The organism is Frankia sp. BMG5.23 (assembly GCF_000685765.2).
Lineage (GTDB): Bacteria > Actinomycetota > Actinomycetes > Frankiales > Frankiaceae > Frankia > Frankia casuarinae.
Genome location: NZ_JDWE01000035.1, coordinates 1 through 21,499 on the forward strand (window position 1 = coordinate 1; position 21,499 = coordinate 21,499).

General features: G+C 70.6%; 21 protein-coding genes. 7 read left to right on the forward strand and 14 right to left on the reverse strand.

The window, feature by feature from the left end:
- The 3 genes from BMG523DRAFT_RS15320 to BMG523DRAFT_RS15330 all read left to right on the forward strand — a co-directional run.
- Positions 1 to 320: zinc ribbon domain-containing protein (locus tag BMG523DRAFT_RS15320; protein WP_043591435.1), on the forward strand; the 320-nt coding region annotated here is incomplete at its 5' end.
- Between the two features lie 63 nt (positions 321 to 383).
- Positions 384 to 680 (forward strand): hypothetical protein, encoded by a 297-nt coding sequence (locus BMG523DRAFT_RS15325; RefSeq protein ID WP_131728933.1) that lies wholly within the window; start codon positions 384 to 386, stop codon positions 678 to 680.
- Positions 681 to 780: 100 nt separating this feature from the next.
- Positions 781 to 1,200 (forward strand): ester cyclase, encoded by a 420-nt coding sequence (locus BMG523DRAFT_RS15330; protein WP_011437807.1) that lies wholly within the window; start codon positions 781 to 783, stop codon positions 1,198 to 1,200.
- Positions 1,201 to 1,340: 140 nt separating this feature from the next.
- Here the strand turns inward: BMG523DRAFT_RS15330 and BMG523DRAFT_RS15335 are convergent, their stop codons facing one another.
- The 4 genes from BMG523DRAFT_RS15335 to BMG523DRAFT_RS27405 all read right to left on the reverse strand — a co-directional run bounded on the left by BMG523DRAFT_RS15335 (position 1,341) and on the right by BMG523DRAFT_RS27405 (position 6,226).
- Positions 1,341 to 3,803 carry a helicase-associated domain-containing protein gene (locus BMG523DRAFT_RS15335; protein ID WP_023841526.1) on the reverse strand — a complete coding sequence of 821 codons (2,463 nt, stop codon included), beginning with the start codon at positions 3,801 to 3,803 and terminating at the stop codon, positions 1,341 to 1,343.
- 207 nt (positions 3,804 to 4,010) lie between these two features.
- Entirely contained in the window at positions 4,011 to 4,295 is a 285-nt protein-coding gene (locus BMG523DRAFT_RS15340; RefSeq protein WP_131728932.1) for a hypothetical protein, read from the reverse strand.
- Positions 4,296 to 5,415: 1,120 nt separating this feature from the next.
- Positions 5,416 to 5,676, reverse strand: a complete 261-nt coding sequence (locus BMG523DRAFT_RS27400) for a hypothetical protein (RefSeq protein WP_023841523.1) — start codon at positions 5,674 to 5,676, stop codon at positions 5,416 to 5,418.
- 19 nt (positions 5,677 to 5,695) lie between these two features.
- On the reverse strand, positions 5,696 to 6,226 hold the full coding sequence (locus BMG523DRAFT_RS27405; RefSeq protein ID WP_368671117.1) for an NAD(P)H-dependent oxidoreductase: 531 nt from the start codon (positions 6,224 to 6,226) through the stop codon (positions 5,696 to 5,698).
- Here BMG523DRAFT_RS27405 and BMG523DRAFT_RS15350 point away from each other — a divergent pair.
- Positions 6,122 to 7,249, forward strand: a complete 1,128-nt coding sequence (locus BMG523DRAFT_RS15350) for a phosphotransferase enzyme family protein (protein ID WP_011437803.1) — start codon at positions 6,122 to 6,124, stop codon at positions 7,247 to 7,249. The two genes, BMG523DRAFT_RS27405 and BMG523DRAFT_RS15350, sit on opposite strands and share 105 nt — an antisense overlap.
- 80 nt (positions 7,250 to 7,329) lie before the next feature.
- On the opposite strand, the gene BMG523DRAFT_RS15355 is transcribed toward BMG523DRAFT_RS15350, so the two are convergent.
- From BMG523DRAFT_RS15355 to BMG523DRAFT_RS25385, 5 genes are all read right to left on the reverse strand, one after another.
- Positions 7,330 to 8,112, reverse strand: coding sequence for an enoyl-CoA hydratase/isomerase family protein (locus BMG523DRAFT_RS15355; RefSeq protein ID WP_011437802.1), 783 nt, complete (start codon positions 8,110 to 8,112; stop codon positions 7,330 to 7,332).
- Between the two features lie 296 nt (positions 8,113 to 8,408).
- A complete protein-coding gene (locus BMG523DRAFT_RS15360; protein WP_011437801.1) occupies positions 8,409 to 9,575 on the reverse strand; it encodes an HAF repeat-containing protein in 1,167 nt (388 codons plus the stop codon).
- Positions 9,576 to 9,887: 312 nt separating this feature from the next.
- Positions 9,888 to 10,418: a hypothetical protein gene (locus BMG523DRAFT_RS15365; protein ID WP_011437800.1), complete on the reverse strand. Its 531-nt coding sequence runs from the start codon at positions 10,416 to 10,418 to the stop codon at positions 9,888 to 9,890.
- A 144-nt stretch (positions 10,419 to 10,562) separates the two neighbouring features.
- Entirely contained in the window at positions 10,563 to 11,249 is a 687-nt protein-coding gene (locus tag BMG523DRAFT_RS15370) for a hypothetical protein (protein ID WP_235186952.1), read from the reverse strand.
- Positions 11,250 to 11,426: 177 nt separating this feature from the next.
- On the reverse strand, positions 11,427 to 11,990 hold the full coding sequence (locus BMG523DRAFT_RS25385) for a hypothetical protein (RefSeq protein ID WP_160323723.1): 564 nt from the start codon (positions 11,988 to 11,990) through the stop codon (positions 11,427 to 11,429).
- A gap of 157 nt (positions 11,991 to 12,147) precedes the next feature.
- On the opposite strand from BMG523DRAFT_RS25385, the gene BMG523DRAFT_RS26540 reads away from it, so the two are divergent.
- The 3 genes from BMG523DRAFT_RS26540 to BMG523DRAFT_RS15390 all read left to right on the forward strand — a co-directional run bounded on the left by BMG523DRAFT_RS26540 (position 12,148) and on the right by BMG523DRAFT_RS15390 (position 16,695).
- Complete coding sequence (locus BMG523DRAFT_RS26540; protein ID WP_235463172.1) at positions 12,148 to 13,104, forward strand: hypothetical protein; 957 nt, start codon at positions 12,148 to 12,150, stop codon at positions 13,102 to 13,104.
- 112 nt (positions 13,105 to 13,216) lie between these two features.
- The gene (locus tag BMG523DRAFT_RS15385) at positions 13,217 to 15,907 is read left to right on the forward strand and encodes a WD40 repeat domain-containing serine/threonine protein kinase (protein WP_043591437.1); all 2,691 of its coding nucleotides are present in this window, start codon (positions 13,217 to 13,219) and stop codon (positions 15,905 to 15,907) included.
- A gap of 350 nt (positions 15,908 to 16,257) precedes the next feature.
- Positions 16,258 to 16,695, forward strand: a complete 438-nt coding sequence (locus BMG523DRAFT_RS15390) for an SsgA family sporulation/cell division regulator (RefSeq protein WP_011437797.1) — start codon at positions 16,258 to 16,260, stop codon at positions 16,693 to 16,695.
- A gap of 131 nt (positions 16,696 to 16,826) precedes the next feature.
- Here BMG523DRAFT_RS15390 and BMG523DRAFT_RS26545 read toward each other — a convergent pair whose 3' ends face one another.
- The 5 genes from BMG523DRAFT_RS26545 to BMG523DRAFT_RS15415 form a co-directional block, all read right to left on the reverse strand.
- Positions 16,827 to 17,132: a hypothetical protein gene (locus BMG523DRAFT_RS26545; protein WP_011437796.1), complete on the reverse strand. Its 306-nt coding sequence runs from the start codon at positions 17,130 to 17,132 to the stop codon at positions 16,827 to 16,829.
- A 177-nt stretch (positions 17,133 to 17,309) separates the two neighbouring features.
- Positions 17,310 to 18,356 carry an aldo/keto reductase gene (locus BMG523DRAFT_RS15400; protein WP_043591438.1) on the reverse strand — a complete coding sequence of 349 codons (1,047 nt, stop codon included), beginning with the start codon at positions 18,354 to 18,356 and terminating at the stop codon, positions 17,310 to 17,312.
- 307 nt (positions 18,357 to 18,663) lie between these two features.
- On the reverse strand, positions 18,664 to 19,695 hold the full coding sequence (locus tag BMG523DRAFT_RS15405; RefSeq protein WP_083494838.1) for an alpha/beta fold hydrolase: 1,032 nt from the start codon (positions 19,693 to 19,695) through the stop codon (positions 18,664 to 18,666).
- A gap of 389 nt (positions 19,696 to 20,084) precedes the next feature.
- The gene (locus tag BMG523DRAFT_RS15410; RefSeq protein WP_023841518.1) at positions 20,085 to 20,792 is read right to left on the reverse strand and encodes a hypothetical protein; all 708 of its coding nucleotides are present in this window, start codon (positions 20,790 to 20,792) and stop codon (positions 20,085 to 20,087) included.
- A 98-nt stretch (positions 20,793 to 20,890) separates the two neighbouring features.
- On the reverse strand, positions 20,891 to 21,478 hold the full coding sequence (locus BMG523DRAFT_RS15415) for a hypothetical protein (protein WP_023841517.1): 588 nt from the start codon (positions 21,476 to 21,478) through the stop codon (positions 20,891 to 20,893).
- Between the last annotated feature and the right edge of the window lie 21 nt (positions 21,479 to 21,499).

The following is a 21,499-nucleotide window of genomic DNA, read 5'->3' on the forward strand; positions in this document are numbered from 1 at the left end:
GGTACGGATCGACGCTCGTCGTCGCCGACCGCTGGTATCCCAGCTCGAAGACCTGCTCCGGCTGCGGCTGGCGAAACCCAAGCCTGACGCTGTCCGAGCGCACNTTCACCTGCCAGTCCTGCGGGCTGGTACTCGACCGCGACCACAACGCCGCGATCAACCTGCACCACCTCGTCGCCGCCAGTACACCGGAGACGGAAAACGCCCGTGGAGCCGACCGTAAGACCCGCGCAAGCGGGCGGGTGGCTGGGAAGCGGGAACCCGGCACGGCCACGGCCGGTCAGACCGGGGGTGCCTCGCCGAGAGGCGAGGCGGCATGAGCGGACGCTATCAAGCGCTTTCATGCAACGGTTCTTGGGCAGAGCTGGTTGATCGTCGCGATCGTGCTGACGACCGTAGCCGCCGCCGTGCTCCTCATCGTGGTGCTGCCCGGACAGCGTGACGTCCTCGACGAGATCGTCGCCGGATCCCCGGCCGTCCCCGACCGTGCGCAGGATGGTGGCGCGGTGGCCATGGATGGTGGCGCGGTGGCCATGGATGGTGGCGCGGTGGCCATGGACGCGGCCGCGGCGCGCGCCCGCACGAGCGGTCTCGCGATGGCGGCCGGTGTGTTCAGCCTGCTCTGGGTCATCGTCACCGTTCTGATGATCATCCGCCCCGGCTCGACCACGAGCGTCTGACGTCCTCCCGGACATCCGGTTTTCCGTCGGGAACCGGCCCGGTGGTGGGATGATCGCCCTCTGGGCGGTGTGTGCGGCAGGCAAGCCTGGAGGATGTCACGTGGGAGAGGCGCTGGACACGGTGAAGCGCGCGCTGGACGCCTTCGACCTCGGTGACGAGGCCTCGGTGCTGTCGCTACTTGACGAGGATCTGGTCGTCGAGGCACCGGGCGGGGTGCGGATCAAGGGGCGCGCGGCGGGCGCCGAGTACAGCGCCGCCTTCCTGGCGGCCTTCGGTGAGATCGACGTCGATACCCACGTGCTGGCCGAGCAGGGCGAGATCGTGGTCGAGGAGTACACGCTGACCGCGACGCACGTCGGCGTCTACCGCGACCCGGACGGTACGGAGCTCGCGCCCACCGGGCGTCGGATCAACCTGCGTGTCGTCGAGGTCTACCGGGTCGAGCGCGGCCTGATCACCGAGAACCGGCTGTACTTCGACCAGACGCGGCTCGCTCGCCAGCTCGGTCGACCCGCCTGAGCCGCCCCGGGCCTGGCGGCCCCGCCCCGGGCTGGCCGGGCGTGAGAGCCGACGGGTCCAGATTCGAGAGCTGATCGGCATGGACCTACTGCCTGCGGAACCCGGCTGACCGGTCATGCCCGGGGAGAAGGGGGTGCCGGTCAGCCGACGGGACTGACGGACTCGATGTTGGCGATGGCGAACTCGCGCTCGGCGTTGCGCAGGTGGCACCAGGAGTCCAGCCACCGGCCGAAGAGCTGGTTCGGCTGGATGCGGCGGACCGTCCGGGTGCCCTGCTTGTCCCGGTAGGCGATGACCACATCGCTGCGGCGTTCCACCGCGTCCGCCAGCACGGCGAGCTCGGCGTCGTTTAGCCGTCCGTTCATCTCGCCGAGCCGCTGGGCCAGGTCGGTCAGCAGGGTGACACCGTCGTCATTGCCGGTGCGCAGGCGCTGGGCGAGTTCGTCGGCCGTCAGCCGCCGTCGGGTCGCCGGCGGACCGGCGGGGGACCCTCCGTGCGGTCGGGACGCCCGGGACTCCCGGGACGGCTGTGCCGGGGCCCCCCGCGGCGCCTTCCGCCCCGGTCCGCTCGTCACGATGACGGTGCCCGTCGCGTCCTCGGCGACGGGGTAGAAGCCCGTCCGGCGCAGCTCGGCGAGGACCGTGTCCAGTTCCACCGGGCTGGCCAGCACGGTGGGGGCGAGCCGGGCGAGGTGCAGCTTCGCCAGTGTCCGGGTGTGGAGGATCTCGGCGGTCGTGGGCTCGTCGGCGAGGACGGCGCTGCGCATCCCGCGGACCCGCACGTGTCCGTGCCGGCGGGCGACGTCGGCGATGAGGTATTCGAGCGGCTGCGGGAGACCGTGGTCGGCGATGGCGCGTAGCTGTTCGAGCAGCTCGGTGGCGGACCATCCGGCGTCCATCGCGGCGCGGACGCTGGCGGAGGTGAACCGCCAGGTCCCGGCCGCGCCCCGGGACTCCGGCACCGCCGCGGCCCGCAGGAGCTGGGATATCGCCGCGCTGGGCTGGCCGGACACGACCGCGGTGAGATCGGACTGCAGGATCAGGCTGGACGGCGTCGCGGGCAGCAGCTCGGCGCAGCGGTCCGCCAGATCCCGCACCGTCCTCGCGACCTGCGCGGCGAGCTCGTCCGCGGTCGAGACGATCATAAGCCCGACGGTGGCAGCCGCCGCGTCGGTGGTGCTCGGCGCGGCCTCGATCAGGGCCTGGCCGGGCTCGGACAGGACGTCGAGGGCGAACACCCCGAGCAGCTCGGCCTCGCGGATCGACGCCGCCACCTTGATCTTGCAGGTGGCGGCGTCGTAGCCGTGCAGGGGGAAGAACCAGTCGAGGTTCTCAGCCGTGAGCCGCACCGACCGCCCGCCGGCCGCCGCGCGGATCAGCACCCGGCGAATCTGGCCCGCCCCCGACCCGATGGGCAGGGGCGGCGGGACGTCCTTCTCGTCGGCACCCTCGCGGCTCGTCGGCGCGTGCTCCAGAGCGTGCCACGCCGCCGCCAGCGTCGCCCACTGATGGCTTGGCGACTCCTCCCGCCACTCCTGGAACCGCGGGCTCGGTGCGTAGCCGCCTTCGGTGAAGGCCAGCAGGCCGGCGGCCGCGACCAGGTCGATCCACAGCGGCAGCTCGGCCAACGGTGTCGACAGCCGCTTCGCCAGCCGGGCCCGTTCCCGCCCACCGACGCCTCCTCGCTTGAGCGCCACGACGGGGGCGGCGGCGGCCTCGTCGAGCAGGGCGGTCACGGCGCGGATAGCGCCCTGGGCGGCCGCCTGGGAGCTCGACCGGACGGCGGCCTCGTTCACCTCCGGCCGGGGAATGTCCGGCGGCCCGGTGAGCCCCAGGTCCTGCCTGGCCAGCCAGGCGGCGACCGCGACCTCACGGGGGAGCTCCGGCCGGTTGCCGACGCCCAGCACCAGCCCCGCGGTGATCAGCTGCCTGATGGACCGCGTGGCTGCCCTGCGGTCATGGATCTCCTCGAAGGGCGTGTAGGGGAACATGTAGGGGAAGTAGCCGCCGGCCGTGGCCAGGCGCAGGTCATCGAGTTGCTGCCGCGCCGGGGCGGGCAGGGAAGCGATGATCGTCGCGATGCGGCGGGCATCGGACATGAGTTCGGTGAGCCGCGCGACCAGCTCGGTCTTGCGCAGGTTTTCGGCCGGAGCCCCGAGCGCCGTGACCGCCTTACGCAGATCCTCGACCAGGACGTTGCGGGCGATCTTTGCGACCGGGCGGGCGGAGCTGATCTCCTCGACCCAGTGGTTGTGCAGCGGCTCCGGGAGTCGGACCACCGTGTCGGTCCAGGCGAGGCCGCGGGCGCACAGATCGTCCACCCCGGCGCGCACCGCGTCCGGTAACGCGCCCAACAGCTCGGCCATCCGGGGCACCGTCGCGGACTCCCCCAGCAGCGCCGCCGCCTGGCCGACCCGGAGCGTGTCGCGGTTCAGCTCCCACAGCGCCGCCGCCAGCGAATCCGGGCTTTCCAGCCGCTGCGCGAGCTGCCCGAAACCGCGGGGTACCGGCTCGATCAGCACGTCCGGACGCGAGCGGAGCAGAGCGGCCAGCGCCGGCAAGTCCAGATCCGCAAGATGGTCAACGAACGATCGTGGTGTCATCCCCTCCATTCTTATGCGCGCCGAACGGGCACGGTCGCCCGGTCTGCCGGTAGCAGACATCCGAGACCACGGTCGCCCGTTCCCGATCCGTCCGGATTGCGAGCGCACCGGTGGCGCCGGCGAACGGCATCGGCGCCCTCCGGACGGTCGCCGGTACCGCGGACGGTCGCCGGTACCCCGGGCCTCGCCGTCGTTGCCGGTGCGGCCTCACTGATAGCCGATGTGGAGGACGGTGGGGCTGGTAGGCGCATCGCTGTCGATGACGACCGTCGGCCCGTCCGGACCACCCCCGGGACCACCGGCCCAGCCGAAAGTGAACATGTAGCTGTGCCCCGGCGCGATCCGGAGGTGGGAGTTCTGATCCAGGAGGCGCTCACCGTCCACCGAGATTGACTGGACGTGCAGGATCCCCGGTCCTTTGTCAGTGATTGTCAGGTCGGTCTGCCGCCCGACGCCGCTCACCGCGCCGGTCTCGTACGAAACGTTGATCACCGGGAGTGGATGATACGTCGAACGGCGGATCATGGCGCCGGCAGGCAACGCTGAGAACAGAATGAGCAGTATTGCGGTGACCATGATGGATACGGCGCGGCGGGACGGGTGCCGGGTACGGGCCGAAACGGATTGCGCCGCATCCCCCATAGCCCCGGAGTCGTCGGTAAGGACGGGCACCAGATCGAGGTGCGGGCGGCACACCGACCTGCCCGGTGAGGGGAGCATGGTTTCCTCCGCGCTGTATTTCCAGAAATCTGTCATCCCGGCCCGAGGATACTAGGGGCCCGGTACGCTGAGTGGTCAGGTCCTACGGGAACATCTCCACCGGACCGGAAGCATGAGCCCATCCGGGGTATGCGGATACCCCTTGCGGGCACCCCCGGTGAATGTGGACGCAGTCGGTCATCCGGCCCGTGCTGTCGGGCAATGGTCGGTAACTGGAATGGTCCTCCCGGATGGCGGTCAACGGCGGTCAACGGCGGTCAACGGCGGTCAATAGCGGTCAACGGCAGGCGTGACCGCCGCCCGGACTTGCGCCGGTTCGACACAGATGTATCGGTTCTCCCATCTTGTGAATGTTGTCATCGATGGTTGGACGGGCAGGGGCGTTCCGGTGTCAACCGCATCGGGTTCTCACCGGCCCGGCTGCCCGCCCGATGCGCGGCCCGATAATCCGGACGGGAATACGTAAACGTGAAACGGAATCGAAGGGCTCGGCGCGCCGTTGTCATTGAGTGGGGAAGTTCTGGTAGGGAATAGCGGATCGGAGAACACGTGAGAGACGCGAGAGAGGTTCAAATATGCGTCGACCCGTTAAGAGAAGAACCGGGCGAGCTGTCGGTGTCCGTCGCATTCTGGTGACCATCGGAGCCGCCGTCACGCTCGGTCTGCTCACCACCGGCGCGGGCTGCCAGCCGCCCGGCACACCCTGCCCTCCCTACCCACCCGTCCCGCAACCCAACTGCCAGCCCATCCCGAACTGACGTGTCCGGCCGCGGCGGGTCACCTGTCCGGGTGAGACGCCGCGCAGGGCGCAAGGGAGGGAAGATCGGTGTCCCACACGCGGGTCCATCGGTGGTCGGCCGTCCGGGTCGGTCGCCGGTGGGCCGCGATGGGCTCACCCCGCCGCGACATCTGCCGTGTCCGCGACATCTGCCGTGTCTGCCGTGTCTGCCAGGCCGAGGTGGTGCACGACGGCCCGCGGAACCTCGGCGAGTCCGGCACGCACCCGTGGGTCGCTCACCGTGCCGTCCGGACCGATGGCCTCCCTTGCCACGGGCAACGACGCGCAGGCCGACGCGCTGACGTTGGCAGCCACCTGGTCCAGCACCGTCCCCAGCTCGGCCCGGGCACCCCTCCCCCGGCTCGGGGCGGCCACGTTGACCCAGGCAGCGGACTTACCGTAGAGCTCCCCGCCGCCGATCGTCCAGTCGATCAGGTTCTTGAAGCTTCCAGTTCTTGAAGCTTCCAGGTAGCGCGCCTGCGTACTGCGGGGTGCGGAACAGCACGACGTCGGCCGCTGTGAGCTGCGCGCGCAGTTCGGCCCCGGCAGGCTGGGGCGCGTCGTCGCTCTTGCCGTAGCCGTGCTCTTGCCGTAGCCGTGCTCTTGCCGTGGCGGTGGTTCTTCGATGGTGGGTTTCGACGGTGGGTGCGGCCGGGCCCGGTTCCTTGACGGCGGCCCGCCGACTCCGGCAAACAAGATGGATGCGGACCATTTCCCCTGGTGAAACAGGGTTCAGGCAAGGGTTCAAGCAGGCCGGAGCGGTACGCGGGGTCACGTCCTCCCACGGGGACGCCATCTCGCCCGGACCGGTGGTCGTACGGTGAGCACGACCTCCGTCGACGGGCTGGTGGGGCTGGATGGCGTCCTCGGTGACGTCCTCGCCGCCTATGATCTCGGCCCGTCGCCGCGGGCGAGCCTGCTGCATGTCTCGGAGAACGTCACTTACCGCGTGGACGACCCGGCGACCGGCCGGCGTTGGGCGTTGCGGCTGCACCGGCCCGGGTACCACACTCTCGTCGAGATTCACGGGGAGCTGGCGTGGGTGGCTGCCCTGCGCGCCGACGGCGTGGTCGTGACGCCGCCGGTCGTGCCGACGAGGGCGGGTGGGCCCGTGGCGACCGTGGCCGCGACCGGAACCCTCCCGCCGAGTGCCGCCTCGCCGGATCCCGCTGGGCTGGATCCCGCTGGGCCGGATGGTGCCGAGCGGCACGCCGTGTTGTTCGAATGGGTCGACGGACGTTCACCGGAACCGACGGACCCCATGTCCCTGCGCGGCGCGTTCGGGCAGCTCGGGGACATCACCGCGCGGCTGCACCGGCACGCGCGGGAGTGGTCCCGCCCGACTACCTTCGCCCGCTTCGAGTGGACCTGGCGGAGCATGCTCGGCGACGCCGGCCGGTGGGGGAGCTGGTCGGAGGGCTTGGTCACCGCGCTGGCCGACGGCCCCGGCCCGCCGGGGGACGGCCCGCGGGGGGACGGCCGCGCGGCGTTGGGCCTGCTGAGCCGGGCCGCGGCCGACATCGAGGCACGCCTGGCCGCCTTCGGCACCGGGCCGGACCGGTTCGGGCTCGTCCACGCCGACATGCGGCTGGCGAACCTCCTGGTACCCCGGGATGCGTCCACCGGGGACGTCTGCGTGATCGATTTCGACGACTGCGGCTTCGGCTGGTACCTCTGGGATCTCGCCGCGTCGCTGTCCTTCATCGAGCACCTCGACGAGGCCGGCGACCTGGTGGCCGCCTGGCTGGCCGCCTACCAGCGCCAGCGCCCGCTCACCGCGGACGACGTAGCGATGATCCCTACCTTCGTCCTGTTGCGCCGGCTGCTCCTGGTGGCCTGGCTGGGCACCCATCCGCACTCGGACGCGGTGCCGAGCGCCTCCGAGTACGCCCGGGACAGTTGCGAGCTGGCCGAGGCCTATCTGGGCGGGCGGTTCCTCACCGGCTGAGGCGGCGGCCCGCGGCCAGGCCTGACCGCTGGCTCGTCCCGCCCGCCCGAAATCCCCGAGGACCGGCACGCCCGGACCACTCAGCGGCCGGTGAAACGGGGCGCGCGGCGCTCCGTCGAGGCGCGCACCCCCTCGGCGAAGTCCTCGGTGGCCCGCAGTCTGGCCTGCTCGGCGGTTTCCCGCTCGGTGGCCGCCCGGATGACGGGGACGAGATCCGCCCACATCGTCTCCCGGATGCTGCGCACGGCCAGCGGCGCGGCGGCGGTGACCTCACCGGCCAGCGCCACCGCGGCCTCCCGCAGCTCGGCGTTCGGCACGAGCCGGTCGGCGAGGCCGATGTCGAACGCCTCCTGCCCACCAACCCGGCGACCGGTGTAGAGCAGGTCGAGCGCCTTCTGCCGGCCGACGACCGCCGGCAGGGTCACCGAGATGCCGAAGCCCTGGTGCAGCCCGATCCGGGAGAAGTTCGCCGCGAAGCGGCTGTCCGGGCTTGCGACCCGGAAGTCCGCGGACAGCGCGAGCCCCAGCCCGCCGCCGACCGCGCTGCCCTGCACCGCGGCCACGACCGGTATCGGGGAGGCGAACAGCCGTAGCGCCTCGCGGTAGAGGGCCGGCGCCCCCTCGTCCGCCGAGATCGCCTCGGCCGCACTCGCGCCGGAGAAGTCGGCTCCGGCGCAGAAGTTCCTGCCCTGGGAGCACAGCACGACGGCACGGACGTCGGAGTCGGCGCCGAGCTTGTCGTAGATGTCGGCGAGGGTCTGGATCAGGCGCACGTCGAAGAAGTTGTGCGGCGGACGGCAGACCTCGACGACGGCGACGTGGCCGGGCAGGGTCTGTACCGCGATGTCTCCGGACTCGCTCATGATGATCCTCCGTCGGGTCGTCCGTGCTGGTGCCGGCGGTCCGCCGTGCCGGCGGGGTCTCCTCCGTCCGACATCGTCCATCCTGACCGAAAACGCCTCGCGGGTCGCGTCACGGACTGGGCCTGGACCGGGCCTGGACTGGGCCTGGAGTGAGCGGACTGAGCCTGGAGCGAACGGAGACGGACGCGGCTGACCTCCCGTTCCCTGACGACGAGTTCGACGTGGTGCTCTCCTGTTTACCGACTAGATCATGCTCACGGTGTTCAATGTGCTGTGCTGACCGGACAGCCGCCGCGTCAGCGGCCGGGGGCCGGCCAGAAGGTCGCGAGCGGAATCGGGGAGTCGGCCGGGTCCGAGGAACCGAGGACGACGTCGGCGGGGGTGATGGCGTTCGCGTCGCTGTACGGCCCGCCCAGCGTGCCGAGATCGGTGAAACGGCCGTCGCGCCAACGGAACGCGTGCCCGTTCGCCGTGCCGGCGACGGTTCCCCGGTCGTTGATGGCGGTCACCCCAAAGTCGCCGCTGGGCACGCTGATGGTCGCGCGCTGGCCGTGCCACCAGACGAATGCATGGTTCGACGAGCCGCGGCTCAGGACGAGGACCTGGCCGGCGTTGTTGATCCCGATCGCCCAGGATTCGGTGTCGCCGGGCGGCGTACCGAGGTCGATCAGACGACCGCGTTCCCAGAGGAAGGCGTGGGTGTGCCCGTCGGCCGTGTCGCTGTAGCCCACGATCTGCCCGGCGTCGTTCGCGGCCACCGCGGTGCTTGACGGGCCGCCGAGGGTACCCAGGTCGTGCAGGGTGCCTCTCCACCAGCGGAAGGCGTGGGACGGGCCGGCGGCGGTGTTACTGCTGCCGGCGATGGCCCCGGCGCTGGTGACCGCGACGGCGGAGCTGCTCGGGCCGCCGAGCGTACCCAGGTCCTGCAGGTGGTTGTCCGCCCACCGGAAGGCATGGAACGTACCGGCGTTGGTGGTGCTGGTGCCGACGATGACCCCGGCGCGGTTGACCGCCACCGCGGCGCTGCTGTAGCCGCCGGCCGTGTGGGTGCCGCCGAGGTAGCCCAGACCCTGGGGCTGGGAGGTTCCGTGTTCCAGCCGGAACGCCTGCCGGTCGTAGTGGCTGACGAAATCGCCGATGACCAAGCCGTCCTCGGTCACCGCCTTCGGCTCTGTGCTGCCGTTGAGGACATGCACGGTGCCGTCGCGCCAAAGGAAGCCCGTGGTGCTGTACGCGCCGCTGTCCCAGTGACCAACGTAGAGTCCGCGGCTGTTGCCACTGGTCAGCGAGCCGGGACTGCCCGGTCCGGGAATGCCGACCCCGGCCGGCGTCGTCTGGCGTGGGTCAGGTCGTGGTTCTGGAACCGGCGCCGCCAGGGCCGGGGGAAGCCCGGTGAGGGACAACGGTGCGGCGGCTGCGGCCATGACCGCTAGGTGGACGAATGTTCTCCGGTTGTTCGGCACGGCCGACCTCCCTGGTCAGGCCTTCCCGACCGTCGTCGTGGCCGCCGGGGCGCCGTCGCACGGGTTCGGTCGCACGGGTTCGGTCGCCAGGATCCTGGCGCCGGATCGGGTCGGGATGGCTGGACGGAGGACCGGCTGGCACCCCGTCAATTGATTACTAACTGAAGCCGGATGGTGTCGATCTGTAGTCGGCTTGTCAATGAATGACACGCCCCGCCTGCGGCCGCGAGGCGCGGAACGTCGCGGGCGCGGGCCGGTGAGCGGCGCGCTGACGTGGGCCTCAGCCGACTCCACCCAGATGGTGCGGACGGCTCAGGACACCGTGATGTCGAGTTTCATCCCCAGCGACTCGTGGTTGTCGACCGGGCAGTCCAGCTCGTAGGTACCCGGCTGCAGAGTCACGGTGAGGTCCTCGGACTCACCCGGTGCGAGGTCTTTCGTCGTGGCCTCGTGCAGGCCGGGCCCCTCGATCCTCAGCGCGTGCGTCACGTGCCCGGCATTCTGGGTGACGAAGGTGTAGATGCCCGGGGTGAACGTGTTCCGGGAAAGTTTGATCACGAACTCGGTCTCGGTGACCGTCACCTTCGTCGCGCCCGCGGTTCCCGCGCTCGTCAACGGACCGGTCGGGGACGGCTTGGCCGACACCGAAGCGGGCGTGGTCGGCGTGGGCCGTGGCGTCGGGGTGGTTGTGCCGCCGCACGCGGCGGTGAAGGCGAGGATCACCGTGCCCGTCGCCATGACCGCGGCAGCCCGGCGCCCACCGCGCCGATGCGCGGCCCGTCGACCCTCGAGAAGGCCGGGGCGGGCGGGGCCCGCGGTCGAGGTTCGCAGGTGATCGGTCACGTGGTCTCCTCGGAAGGTCCGCCGGTCGACTGCGATGGTGCCCTGACGTCGTGACGTCGTCCTCTAAGCGGCTCCGGCGCGTCGCGTCGCATCACGCCGAGGGCACCACGAGGCGGTCGCGTAGGCCGTGGACGGCCGGTGGGGTCAGCCGCGCCTCGTCGTCGGGACCAGTTGGGGCAGCAGGGCTCCGAGCCCGAAGCAGACGGCGGTCGCCGTGATGGTGATGCCGAAATCACTGGGGATGCCGGGCGACAGCAGCCGGGTGGCTGAAAGTGCGAAGATGACGAACAGGCCGACCCCGCAGCCGGCGGGCACGAACCGCAGGCCGCGCTGCCACCAGGTGGCCGGCACCGCATGGCGACCGAGCGGGAGCAACGCGACGGCCCAGAGCAGCCCCATCAGGACGACAAGCCCGAGGCCGAACAGCCCGTAGATGGACAACAGCGATCCGTGGATGTCGGCGGTTCCCGCTACCCTGGCCACTGTGTGCAGGTCCGCGCCCCGGATCGCCACCTCCACCGGCATCAATCCGGTGGCCCGACCGTCGAGGTCGCGCACATCCAGGTCGACGGTCCAGTTCGCCGATCCGCGGGCCGGGATGGTTGTGCGCACCCGGGTGTCGTAGTCGAAGAAGGTGAGGCCGAGCACGGTTCCGCTCAGCCGTACCGAGTCGACGGGGACATTCGACCGGGTCAGGTTCTGCACGCTGACCACCACGCGGGCGACCGCACTGGCTTCGAGGACCACGTTGTCCTCACCGAGGGGCTGACCGTCGACGGTGACGCCGAGTTCCACCCCGCCGCCGTCCGCCGCATGGACCGGAGACGCCATGGGTAACATGAGCCAACTCAGGCACGCCGTCAGGCAAACGGCGACGAAAATACTTTCCCGCGCCGACTTCTCCGTCGGCAATCTGACATTCACCGCTTCCCCCCGTGGCCCGGATGACCGGCAACGCGACTGTTATCCTATCGATCGTCGTAGGGCGGGACTTCCGCCTAACGTGCATCACGTTGTCTCCGCCGGTCCGGGGCAGGCCGCCGGCAACGGGCGTGTTGCCAGCCGCACCCGGGGGGGCGCTCTGGTGTCTGGCCAGCGAGTATCTGGTCGATTCGTGCCACGGCCGTCGCGCGGTCTGGTATCGACGGTGTTTGTCGTTGTGTTTTTCTTGGTCAGCGGGGCCGGCGTCGCCACGGCGATGGTCAGTCCCGGGACGTCGACCGGCACGTCGTCGGAGTCCATCTCCCCGTCCCGGTCCATCCCCCCGTCCCCGCTGCCGTCCCCGTCCCCAGCCCCGACCCGGTCCGCATCCCCGTCCCCGCTGCCATCCGCGTCCCCGTCCCCGCTGCCGTCCCCGACCCGGTCCATCCCCCCGTCCACGTCTCCGCTGCCGTCCACCTCCCCGTCCCGGCCTCCCATCCCGAATCCGGCGCCGAACCCGGAGACCCCCAGCGGTACCCCGTCTCCCCACTCCGATCCGAGTGCGACGAGCTGCCCGTCGGGGACGACGACGGACGCTGGTGGGCGCTGCACGTCCAGTTCGCCGACCTGCCCGGCCGCAGCCACGCGCAATGCGGGTGGCCCCTGCGACCAGCACGGTCCGACCTGCCCACCGAGCACGCCTCGATCGGCCGACGCGGCGGCGTCATCACCGCCGAACGGTGCCTGCCCGCAACCCCGGTGCACCTCCGGGCCGGCGTCGACGTCAACGCCGGGGACGGGTACAGGGATGGGGACAGACAGGGGATGTGCTGACGGCGATCCCCGGCACTGCGCGACGCCCGCCCCCGCGTTGCCGCTCGGCCTGGTCGATGGGACGCCCTGCCCCACGGAGGGCACGAAGACCACGCCACCTCCCATCACCTCGTCCCCGGTCACCGACTCCACCAAGCCGGGCTCCAAGGGGGAGAAGGAGACCTCGGTTACCTGTCCGGACGGCTCCGTGCGCCGATCGGCCGACCAGTGCCCCCTGCCGCAGAAGGCCTGCCCTGGGTCGGTGGTCGGCGTCGCCGTGGGCGAAGCCTGCCCGCCGCCGCGGCCATCCCCGCCGGTCCCGGTCGTCTGCTGGGACGGTTCCGTGCGCGCGGCGACGCTCGACTGCCCCGCCGGGCGCCGGCTCTGCCCCGGCGGCCTCGCGGTTCCGCTGGACGAGCAGTGCGCGGCACCCACCCCGTCCCGCTGCCCGAAGGGGACGGTGCGCGTGCTGGGCGTATGCACACCCGTGTCCGAGCCCGGCGTGTCCGAGCCCGGCGTGTCCGAGCCGGATGTGGGGAAGCCGGATGTGGGGGAGCCGGTGGCACGCGAGGCACGTCCCGGTGAGCTGTTGTTCGACCGGAGCGCCGTGACGGCCGGAGATACGCTGTTCGCCCGGGGTGCCGGCTGCAGACCCGGGTCGCAGGCCGTGCTCACCGCGGGCGGCGAGCTGGTCGGACGGACCGTCGCCGACCAGGACGGCACGTTCGAGACCGTGGTCCAGTTCGCCAGCTTCCGGCCGGGTTACCGTCCGGTCACCGCCGCCTGCGGAGCTAACCTCTCCGCCGGTATAGACATGGTGCTGGTCTCCGCGGACACCAGCGCTTCGCCTTCGTCGGTGCTGCTTCCGCTCTTCCTGGCGCTGTCATTCCTGGCCGTGCACTACCAGATGGCGGCCCGTGGACGTCGGCGTGCCAGGTCGCAGCGTCGCTAGGTGCCAGGCGCCGCCGGGCATTACCGGGCGTTGCCAGGCGCGGGTGGCCTGCTGACCGACAACCTCGGGATCCTCGACAACCTCGACAACCTCGGGCGGGAGTGATCAGCTAATGTCCCACCCACCCGGCCGGAGTGGACCCGCGGACGGACCCGCGGACGGACCCGCGGATCGTGCTGCCTCCGAACCGACCGAGGTCGGTCCCTACCGGCTGGTGCGGCGTCTCGGCGCGGGTGGGATGGGGACCGTCTACCTGGGGGAGAACGCCGCCGGTGGTCTGGTCGCGGTCAAACTGATCCGGGCGGATCTCGCCCGGTTGGCCGAGTTCCGCAGCCGGCTCAAGCAGGAGGCCGACAACGCCCGGCGGGTCGCTCGTTTCTGCACCGCGGCGGTCCTCGACGTCGACATCACCGCCGATCCGCCTTATCTGGTGACCGAGTACGTCGACGGGCCGACGCTGTCCGAGGCGGTTGGCACGCGCGGCCCGTTGACCCCGGCGGAGCTTCATCAGCTGGCGGTGAGCATGACCACCGCGCTGATGGCGATCCACCGGGCCGGACTCGTGCACCGGGATCTGAAGCCGTCCAACATCCTGCTGTCCCGGCTCGGGCCGAAGGTGATCGATTTCGGTATCGCGCGCGCCCTGGACTCCGCGACGGTACTCAGCGGGGATCGCCAGCTCGGGACGCCGGCGTTCATGGCGCCGGAACAGGCCCTGGGCGAGCAGGTCACCTCGGCGGCGGACGTGTTCGCCTGGGGCGGTGTCCTCATCTTCGCCGGGACCGGTCGTTACCCGTTCGGTAACGGCCCCGCTCCCAGCGTGCTGTACCGGACGGTCAACGATCCTCCGACGCTTGACGGCTTCGAGGACAGCCTGCGGCCCCTGGTCTCCGATGCGATGCGCAAGGCAGCGGCGGAGCGACCCACCGCCGAGAAGCTCTACGCGCGCCTTCTGGACCTACGTGTCGAAGCCCCGATGGCGGTCAAGGGGCTGTCCCTGTCCGAGGTGACCGCGCTGATCCGGCCGCTGAACACGTCCCCCGGCGGCGCCTCCGGAACGTCGGCGAGCGACGCCGACCTCGCGGGTCCGATCACGCCCGTCACCGGCCATCAGCCGATCGGACCCCCGCCGCCGGCGAACCTGATCTCGTTCCCGGGGCCGGGCATTCCCGGGGCACCAGCCCGGTCCGGCCCGTCGTCGGTTCCGGGCCCGTCGTCGGTTCCGGGCCCGACCTCTTCTCCCGGGCTCGGGTCGTCCTCGTCGGGGAGCGAGGCGTCACCGTCCGGGCCGGATGCCCGCTGGCGGCCGGGCGCAGGCTCGTCGTCCCGGTCCCGGGACTTCGCCGATGCTCTGGTGACGGTCTGGACCGAGGACGAACACAGCCAGGACCCCGGGCGAGGAGCGTCCCCGTCGTCCTCGTCGTCCTCGTCTCAGCGGTCGTCCTCGTCTCAGCGGTCGTCCTCGTCGTCGCGGAGGTCCTCGTCCGCCGCGCCACCGGGCGACCGGGCCCGCAACCGACGTCCGCTGATCATCGTTGCCCTGGTGGCCGCCGTCACCGTGCTCGTGACGACGGTCGCCATCGTGTCCACCAGGGGCGGGGGCTCGCGGACCGAGATGAGCGTGCCTGAGGCGGTCGCCGAGCGGGCGCTGCTCCTCCAGGACGGCGACACGGGACTCGCTCGCCGGCTCGCGCTCGCGGCCTACCGCGCCGAGCCGCACTCGGCCAGGACCCGGAGCGCGATGATCGCGCTGTTCGGTGCCGGGATCACCCCGACCACCATCCCCGTCGGGACCGGTGCCCTGCTGGCGCTCGCGGTGAGCCCGGACGGGCACTGGATCGCGGCGGGGAGCAACAACGGAACGGTCACGTTATGGGAAGTCGTCGGTCGGACCGAGCTGGTCCGGCGCACCTCCGTCTCGGTGCCGAGCCGCAGCTGGATCGAGTCGCTGGCGTTCAACCGGGACGGTGGCCTGCTCGCCGCGGGCCATTCCGACGGCACGATCCGACTGTGGAACCTGCACGACCCCGACCAGATGGTCCGATGGTCAACCATCCAGGCCCACACCGACGCGGTGCAGTCGGTGGCCTTCAGCCCGGACAGCAACACTCTCGGGTCCGCGAGTGCGGACGGCATCGTCGCGCTGTGGGACGTCACGGACCCGGCGCGTCCGAAGCAGCGCGTCCGGGCGGACGGTCAGACCGGGGGAGTGCGCTCGATGGCCTTCGCGCCTAACGGCACCCTGCTCGCGTTCGCTGGTGAGGACGGCACCGTCCATCTGTGGAACATCCGGGACGCGGCGCGGCCGACCGCGGGTGGAATCCTGCGCGGGCACAGCCGTGGGGTGCGGTCCGTGGTCTTCACCGGCGACGGAGGCGTTCTGGTCTCCGGCGGCGTCGACGCCACGGTGCGCCTGTGGGAGGTGCGGTATCCGGACAATCCCGCCCGTGGCGTCGCCACCGGCTCGCTGGGCGGGATCCAGAGCGTGGCCTTCGAGCCGGGTGCCGACGTCGTCGCCTCCGCCGGCGATGACGAGACGGTCCGGCTGACCGACATCTCCCGTCTGGACACGCCGATCCTGCTGACCCAGTGGCACGGGCACACCCAGCCGATCAGCGCGATCGCCTTCGTCTCCGGCACGGGCGTCGTCGTCTCGGCTGGTCACGACGGGACATTGCGGCTGTGGGACGCCGAGCCCGGCCGGCTCGCGGACACCGCGTGCGCCGATCCGGCGAACCGGATCACCGCCGGTGAATGGAGCACTGCCTTCAGGGATATGGGCTACCGGGCTCCCTGCGGCTGAGTTGACGACGGGCCGGCCGGTGGGGGCGGATGGTCCTGACGGTCTGGGCCGACTCCCTCCCACCGGTACGACGGCCAGCGTCGACACCCGTCGGGCCAGTGACGAGGTCATCGCCGCACCCGTCGGCGGACTCGGCCGGAATCTCTCGACGTGGGGTCGCCGCAACCATGCCGAAACCGCGACAAAATAGCGATGGAACCGTGACGTTGCGTTCACTCGCCGGCTATGCCGACCGGCCTAGCCGTGCCGGGTTGATCCGCCCGTCCAGAGAGGCCCGTCGGGTGGCCAAACCGGGCGTCGCCGGGCGCGATGCTGAACAGTGTCGAATCCGACCGTGTTGGGAGGCAGCGATGCTCCGTCACAGCTCGACGCCCGCGCATGTCGTGGCGCGCGATCTATCCGTTGACTACGTCACGGAGGAGGGGGAGCGAGAGGCGATCCCCGGCACACTCCGTTATGACCCGGCTGATCCCTTCGCCGTTGAGTTGATCCTACGTCCCGGTGAAGAGGCCATCACCTGGATCTTCGCCCGCGCGCTGCTGGCCGAAGGGATCGAGGTTCCCGCCGGGACCGGCGACGTGCGCATCCGGCCGACGAGATCCAAGGGGCAGACGGTGATCACGGTGTCCCTGTCCAGCCCGTCGGGGCATGCCGATCTCGAGCTGGCGAAGTCGAAGGTCACCGCCTTTCTCGCCGACTGCCACGGACAGGTTCCAGCGGGGCGGGAGAGCAACGGCATCGACTGGAACAACGAACTTCACATGCTGCTGCGCACTCGGAACACCTGACCGCTTCGAGTGTTCTCAAAGATATCATCATGAACTCTGGTGATGACGATTCCGGGCGGGGGTACCGGTCCGTTCCGCGGCGCGGATACGGGGAGCCGTAGCCATCCCCCGCCCGTGTCCCGCGCGCCCGCTCAGAAGGTGTCGGGCGCGCCTTCGATCGGCTGCCAGACCTGAATCTCCGGGGGTCCCTCGACGCCGGCATCCCGCATGAGGGCGGCTATCTCAGGCTGATTGGTGAAGAACTCCTGGAACGCCTCCGTGGAATCCCATTCATCGAGGATGATGACCTGCCCGTGGCCGGCAAGGAAACGATGGTGCAAGGCTCCTACCTTTTGTGCCCGCTCGGCGATGGATGTGAAGATGTCTGCCTTCGATGCGAACAGCTGCTGAAGAGCGGCTGGATCGACTTTCAGGGTCACGGCGACGATGACACTCATGTTGAACCCCCCTTATGTTACCTGACTCGGGCGACTGTAGCGCATCGTCTCAGGATCCGGAAGACGGCTTGTCTGCCTCCGGAGATGCCGCGGCGCCGACCGGCTTGGCGGTGCCGTGAGTCGAGAAACGTGGCTGGTCGGGGGTGGGCATGGTCAGGCTGGTCAGTGGTTCGTCCGTCAGTGGGCCGTCCGACGCCGGCAACTCGGCCGCAGTGCCGGGTTACCGCTGTGGTGGTTGGTGCCGGCGATGTCGGTGCCGGGGGTGACGATCTCGTCGATCGCGTCGAGTGTCGCCTGGTCGAGGGTGATCTCGGCCGCCAGGAGGACGTCATCGAGCTGAGTGAGCGTCTTGGGCCCGATGATGGTTGAGGTGACGGCGGGGTGGCTGTCGACGAAGGCCAGCGCGAGGTGGGTGAGGGACACGCCGGCCTGCTTGGCGAGGGTGGTCAGCTCCTCCACCGCGGTGAAGCGGGCGGGTGCGTGCGGGTCCTCGGAGAGTGCCTGACCCTGGCGGCGGCCGAGCAAGCCCTGTGACGAGTAGCGCGATCCGGCCGGAGCCTGCTCGCCGCGCCGGTACTTGCCGGTGAGCCAGCCGCCGGCCAGCGGGCTCCAGGGGATGATGCCGATGGTGTGGCGTTGGGCGGCGGGCAGGACGGCTTCTTCGATGGAGCGGGCGAAGATGGAGTACTGGGGCTGTTCGCAGACGAACCGTTCGCTGTTACGGCGCCGGGCGGCCCACTGGGCTTCGACGATCCAGTCGGCGGGGAAGGAGGAGGAGCCGAGGTAGCGGACCTTGCCGGCGTGGACGAGGTCGGACAGGGCGCCGAGGGTGTCCTCGAGGTCGGTGTCCCAGTCGTGGCGGTGGACCTGGTAGAGGTCGATGTAGTCGGTGCCGAGGCGGCGCAGGCTATCCTCGACGGCGCGGATGATCCAGCGCCGCGAGCCGCCGCGGGAGTTGCGCTCGTCGCCCATGGGGCTGAAGCACTTCGTGGCAAGGACGACGTCGTCGCGGCGGGTCTTGATGGCCCGGCCGACGATCTCCTCGCTCTCACCCTGAGAGTAGATGTCGGCGGTGTCGAGGAAGTTGATGCCGGCGTCGAGGGCCCGATGGATGATGCGTTCGCATTCGTCGTGGTCGGTGTTGCCGAACGCGCCGAACATCATGGCGCCGAGACACTGGGTGCTGACCTCGACGCCGGTCCGGGCGAGTTTGCGGTACTTCATGGTATGCGCGGCGTGGAAACCTCCGCGTCCACGCGGAGGAGGAAACGCCGCTCACCCCCTTTCGCATCAGACCGGATAGAAGACGAGCCGTACTCGCCGGTGAAGATCCTGTGGAGATGGAGGGAGACCGAACCGACGGTAGTCGGTGACGCATCCGTCGGGACCTCCCGTCGGGAAAAGAAGCAGGAACCCGGCCCGCGAGGTCCGGGAATCCCCCACCTGCGGACGAGGGAGGAAGCCAGCCTCGCGCCGACCATAGCGGTGGGAGCGCACTCGAAGTCAACCGGTCGGCCGGCATGGCCCGACATCAGCGGATGAGATCGGTGGCTATTTGGTCGGCGCGGGTGAGGTGATCCTCCACGGCGGTCAGCCAGGCGATCGGGCGGCTCGCGTGTGGATTGTGGTCGGCACCGGCGATCACCGCGAGATGGGCGTCCGGCACGGATCGGGCGAGCGTCTCGGCGGCGTCACGAAGACTGAAGTCCCGTTCACCGACGATGACGGTGGTCGGGGCGCGGATCTCGCCCAACCGGTCCGTGAGGGACGGATAGCTGCTCAGGTCCCGCCAGAGCGCGACGATCGCGTTCGGATCCATCCGGCCGAGCCCCGCCACCGCGCGGTTCCGGCCGGCGTGGACGGCCGTCGCGATCGCCGCCGCCCCTGCCAGCAGGACGGACACGACCCGCTTCGTGATCCCGCCCGTGCCCGTGGCGGGAGCGGCCGCGGTGTCAGCGAGAACCAGGGACCGCACCCGTCCCGGATGGTTGAGCGTGTAGCGCAGCGCCACCACCCCGCCCATCGAGTGGCCGATCAGGTGGACGGCGGGCAGCCCGAGCACGTCGACCACCGTCGCGAGGTCCGCCACCAGCTGATCAAAGCTGTAACCCGCTCGGCCCGTCGTGGCCCAGCCACTCGCGCCATGCCCTCGCTGGTCGTAGGCGATCACACGGCGGGACGTGGCGAGCTCCGGAACCACCGCGGCCCAGTCCGCCGTGCTGCCGGCGATCCCGTGGAGCAGCAGGACCGGGATGTCGCCACCCCCGCCGCGGATCGTCGCCGGCCTGTCGTCCGACGTCATGGTCCGTGTCTCGTCCGCGATCTGTGTCCTGTCCGCGATCTGTGTCCTGTCCGTGATCCGCGTCTCGTTCGGGGCCCGTGCCTCGTTCGGGGGACGGCCGTCCGCCCGAAGGTGGCCCGGGGGCGGGGGAGCCGGTGACCAGGGAATCTCCGGCGGGGGATCGTCGAGTGGGAAACCCTCTGGCCGTAGCTCTTCGACGTGCAGTTCCAGATGTTCCGGACCCGCCGCCACCGCTACCCGCCGCTCCACCGAGATCACCATATCTCCATGGTCGCGTCTCGCGGGGTCGGCGAGCCCCCGATCGGGTGATCGGGGGCTCGCCGAGCAGGAGACAAATCTTCGGCTCATGCGATGCGCCCGGGAAATCTCGACAACGCCGAGTGGAGCCGAGGCGTCCGACGAGGAATATCCGGATCGGTAGTGACGAGTCATACGGGCGCGTCGATCGGCGGAGCACGTGGATCGGGAGAAAGCGCGGACGGGAAGAACACCGGCGTAGAGGCGCAGGCGTAGAGAGTTAGGACGCGGGCGAGGGGGAACGACCCGGCGGGGTGCGCGTTCGTCCGGCGCCGCCCCCGGGTCCGTCTGGCTCGGGTCTGTCTGACTCGGGTTCGCTCGATCGGCCAGCCGCCGTTCGATGATCGGGACGGTTAGCCGATTCCCGCGTGCATCTCGAAGTCCAGCGCACCGATGCCGACGAGCCAGTACACCCAGTCGGCGTCGCGGGTCGGGGCGACCTGCCCGCCCGGTGGTTGGTAGCCGACCCGTCTCGCCTTCTCCAGCGCGCCCGCCAACCGGTCGTTGAGCGAGGTCTGCTTGATCCCCAGCCGGTCGGCGGCGGATTTCTTGGGACGTGGATCCGGGTTACGCAGGGGCGGCCACCGTAGATGCTGTTCGAAGACCACGCGGATCGCCTCGGTCTCCTTCTCGGAGAGGCGATCGACCTCGTTGCTCTCCGTCACTCGACGATCGCGGGCAATCCGGCGGACGCCGGTCGGCTCCGGCTCGCATAACAGCAGGTAGCTGCGCTGCGGAGTGCCGCGCAGCCAGACCGCGGTCGGCCGGTCGGTCACCGACACCAGCCCGCCCTGCTCGACGGGATACGTCGGCTGTCCCCAGTTCCGGACATCGGCCTGGTTCAGGTTCGCGATTTCCACATTCCAGCCGCCGCCCGGCGCGGCGGACAGGCGGGCGGCCCGGCGGGAGAGTTTCCGGTCCGGCGGGCTGGCGGACAGATGCCGGTGCGACGCGGCATCGTCGCAGACGTCGTCCGGGGCGGCACCGACGCACAGCTGGTCGGAACGGCGCAGCCGCTGGTCGAATTCGACCCGATCGTCGACGAGGAACCGCAGCCGCATGGCGAGCGAGTGTAACGGTATCCTTCCGCAGGGTCGTTCCGGCCCCTCCGGTCGTTGCTTCCCCGGCGATCTCGTCCGTGCCCGGATACCGGCGTGGGTCAGGCGTCGCTGCCGTCGACCCCGCGCACCGCCCGTGCGTGAATCTGAAACTCTTCGAGGTCGGAGCCGATGAGACGACCGAGAACCCGGATCACATCGGAGCGTTCGATTGCCACCGGGCGCCACAGGATCGCGGATTGGGCTTCGCGCAGACCGGCCTCCCGTGGGAAGGCGAGCAGGCGTCCGCAAACCCAGCTGAGCCGACGTACCTGAGTGGTAATCGGGAAGGCCAGGATGACGCCGTTCTCCACCCGCACCGCGACCACCGGGCGCCGCTTGTAGCCGGCACAGTCCGAGAAGTCGACGCGGGCATCGAGGACCGTCGCGGGTCCCAGCGACGTCCACGGAACCGGCCGCAGGTGCTTGAGGGAATTCCCGCTCGGTCGCGGCTTGCCCATCGTAGTCGATGCCGATCGGGGATGTCCGTCCGGTCCGGACGCGTAGCGGGCGAGGTAATCCGGCAGCGGCTGATCGCGCCGAGTGCGTCGGCGGGCCTGCCGGGCCCGGTCACGGGCAAGTTTCTGCAGTGGGTTGCTCCGCCTGGCCGGGACCTGACGCTGAGCGCGGCGGGAGTTGAACTCGGACACGGTGCCTCCGGAAGGTAGTGG

Coding starts and splice junctions, on each gene's coding strand:
- BMG523DRAFT_RS15400 (WP_043591438.1), bottom strand. CDS start 18,356: ATGAAGTACCGCAAACTCGCCCGGACCGGCGTCGAGGTCAGCACCCAG.
- BMG523DRAFT_RS15335 (WP_023841526.1), bottom strand. CDS start 3,803: ATGACACCACGATCGTTCGTTGACCATCTTGCGGATCTGGACTTGCCG.
- BMG523DRAFT_RS26540 (WP_235463172.1), top strand. CDS start 12,148: ATGGGGACAGACAGGGGATGTGCTGACGGCGATCCCCGGCACTGCGCG.
- BMG523DRAFT_RS15370 (WP_235186952.1), bottom strand. CDS start 11,249: ATGGCGTCTCCGGTCCATGCGGCGGACGGCGGCGGGGTGGAACTCGGC.
- BMG523DRAFT_RS15410 (WP_023841518.1), bottom strand. CDS start 20,792: ATGCGGCTGCGGTTCCTCGTCGACGATCGGGTCGAATTCGACCAGCGG.
- BMG523DRAFT_RS26545 (WP_011437796.1), bottom strand. CDS start 17,132: ATGAGTGTCATCGTCGCCGTGACCCTGAAAGTCGATCCAGCCGCTCTT.
- BMG523DRAFT_RS27405 (WP_368671117.1), bottom strand. CDS start 6,226: ATGCAGCAGGCTCGCCCGCGGCGACGGGCCGAGATCATAGGCGGCGAG.
- BMG523DRAFT_RS15355 (WP_011437802.1), bottom strand. CDS start 8,112: ATGAGCGAGTCCGGAGACATCGCGGTACAGACCCTGCCCGGCCACGTC.
- BMG523DRAFT_RS15385 (WP_043591437.1), top strand. CDS start 13,217: ATGTCCCACCCACCCGGCCGGAGTGGACCCGCGGACGGACCCGCGGAC.
- BMG523DRAFT_RS15405 (WP_083494838.1), bottom strand. CDS start 19,695: ATGGTGATCTCGGTGGAGCGGCGGGTAGCGGTGGCGGCGGGTCCGGAA.
- BMG523DRAFT_RS15390 (WP_011437797.1), top strand. CDS start 16,258: ATGCTCCGTCACAGCTCGACGCCCGCGCATGTCGTGGCGCGCGATCTA.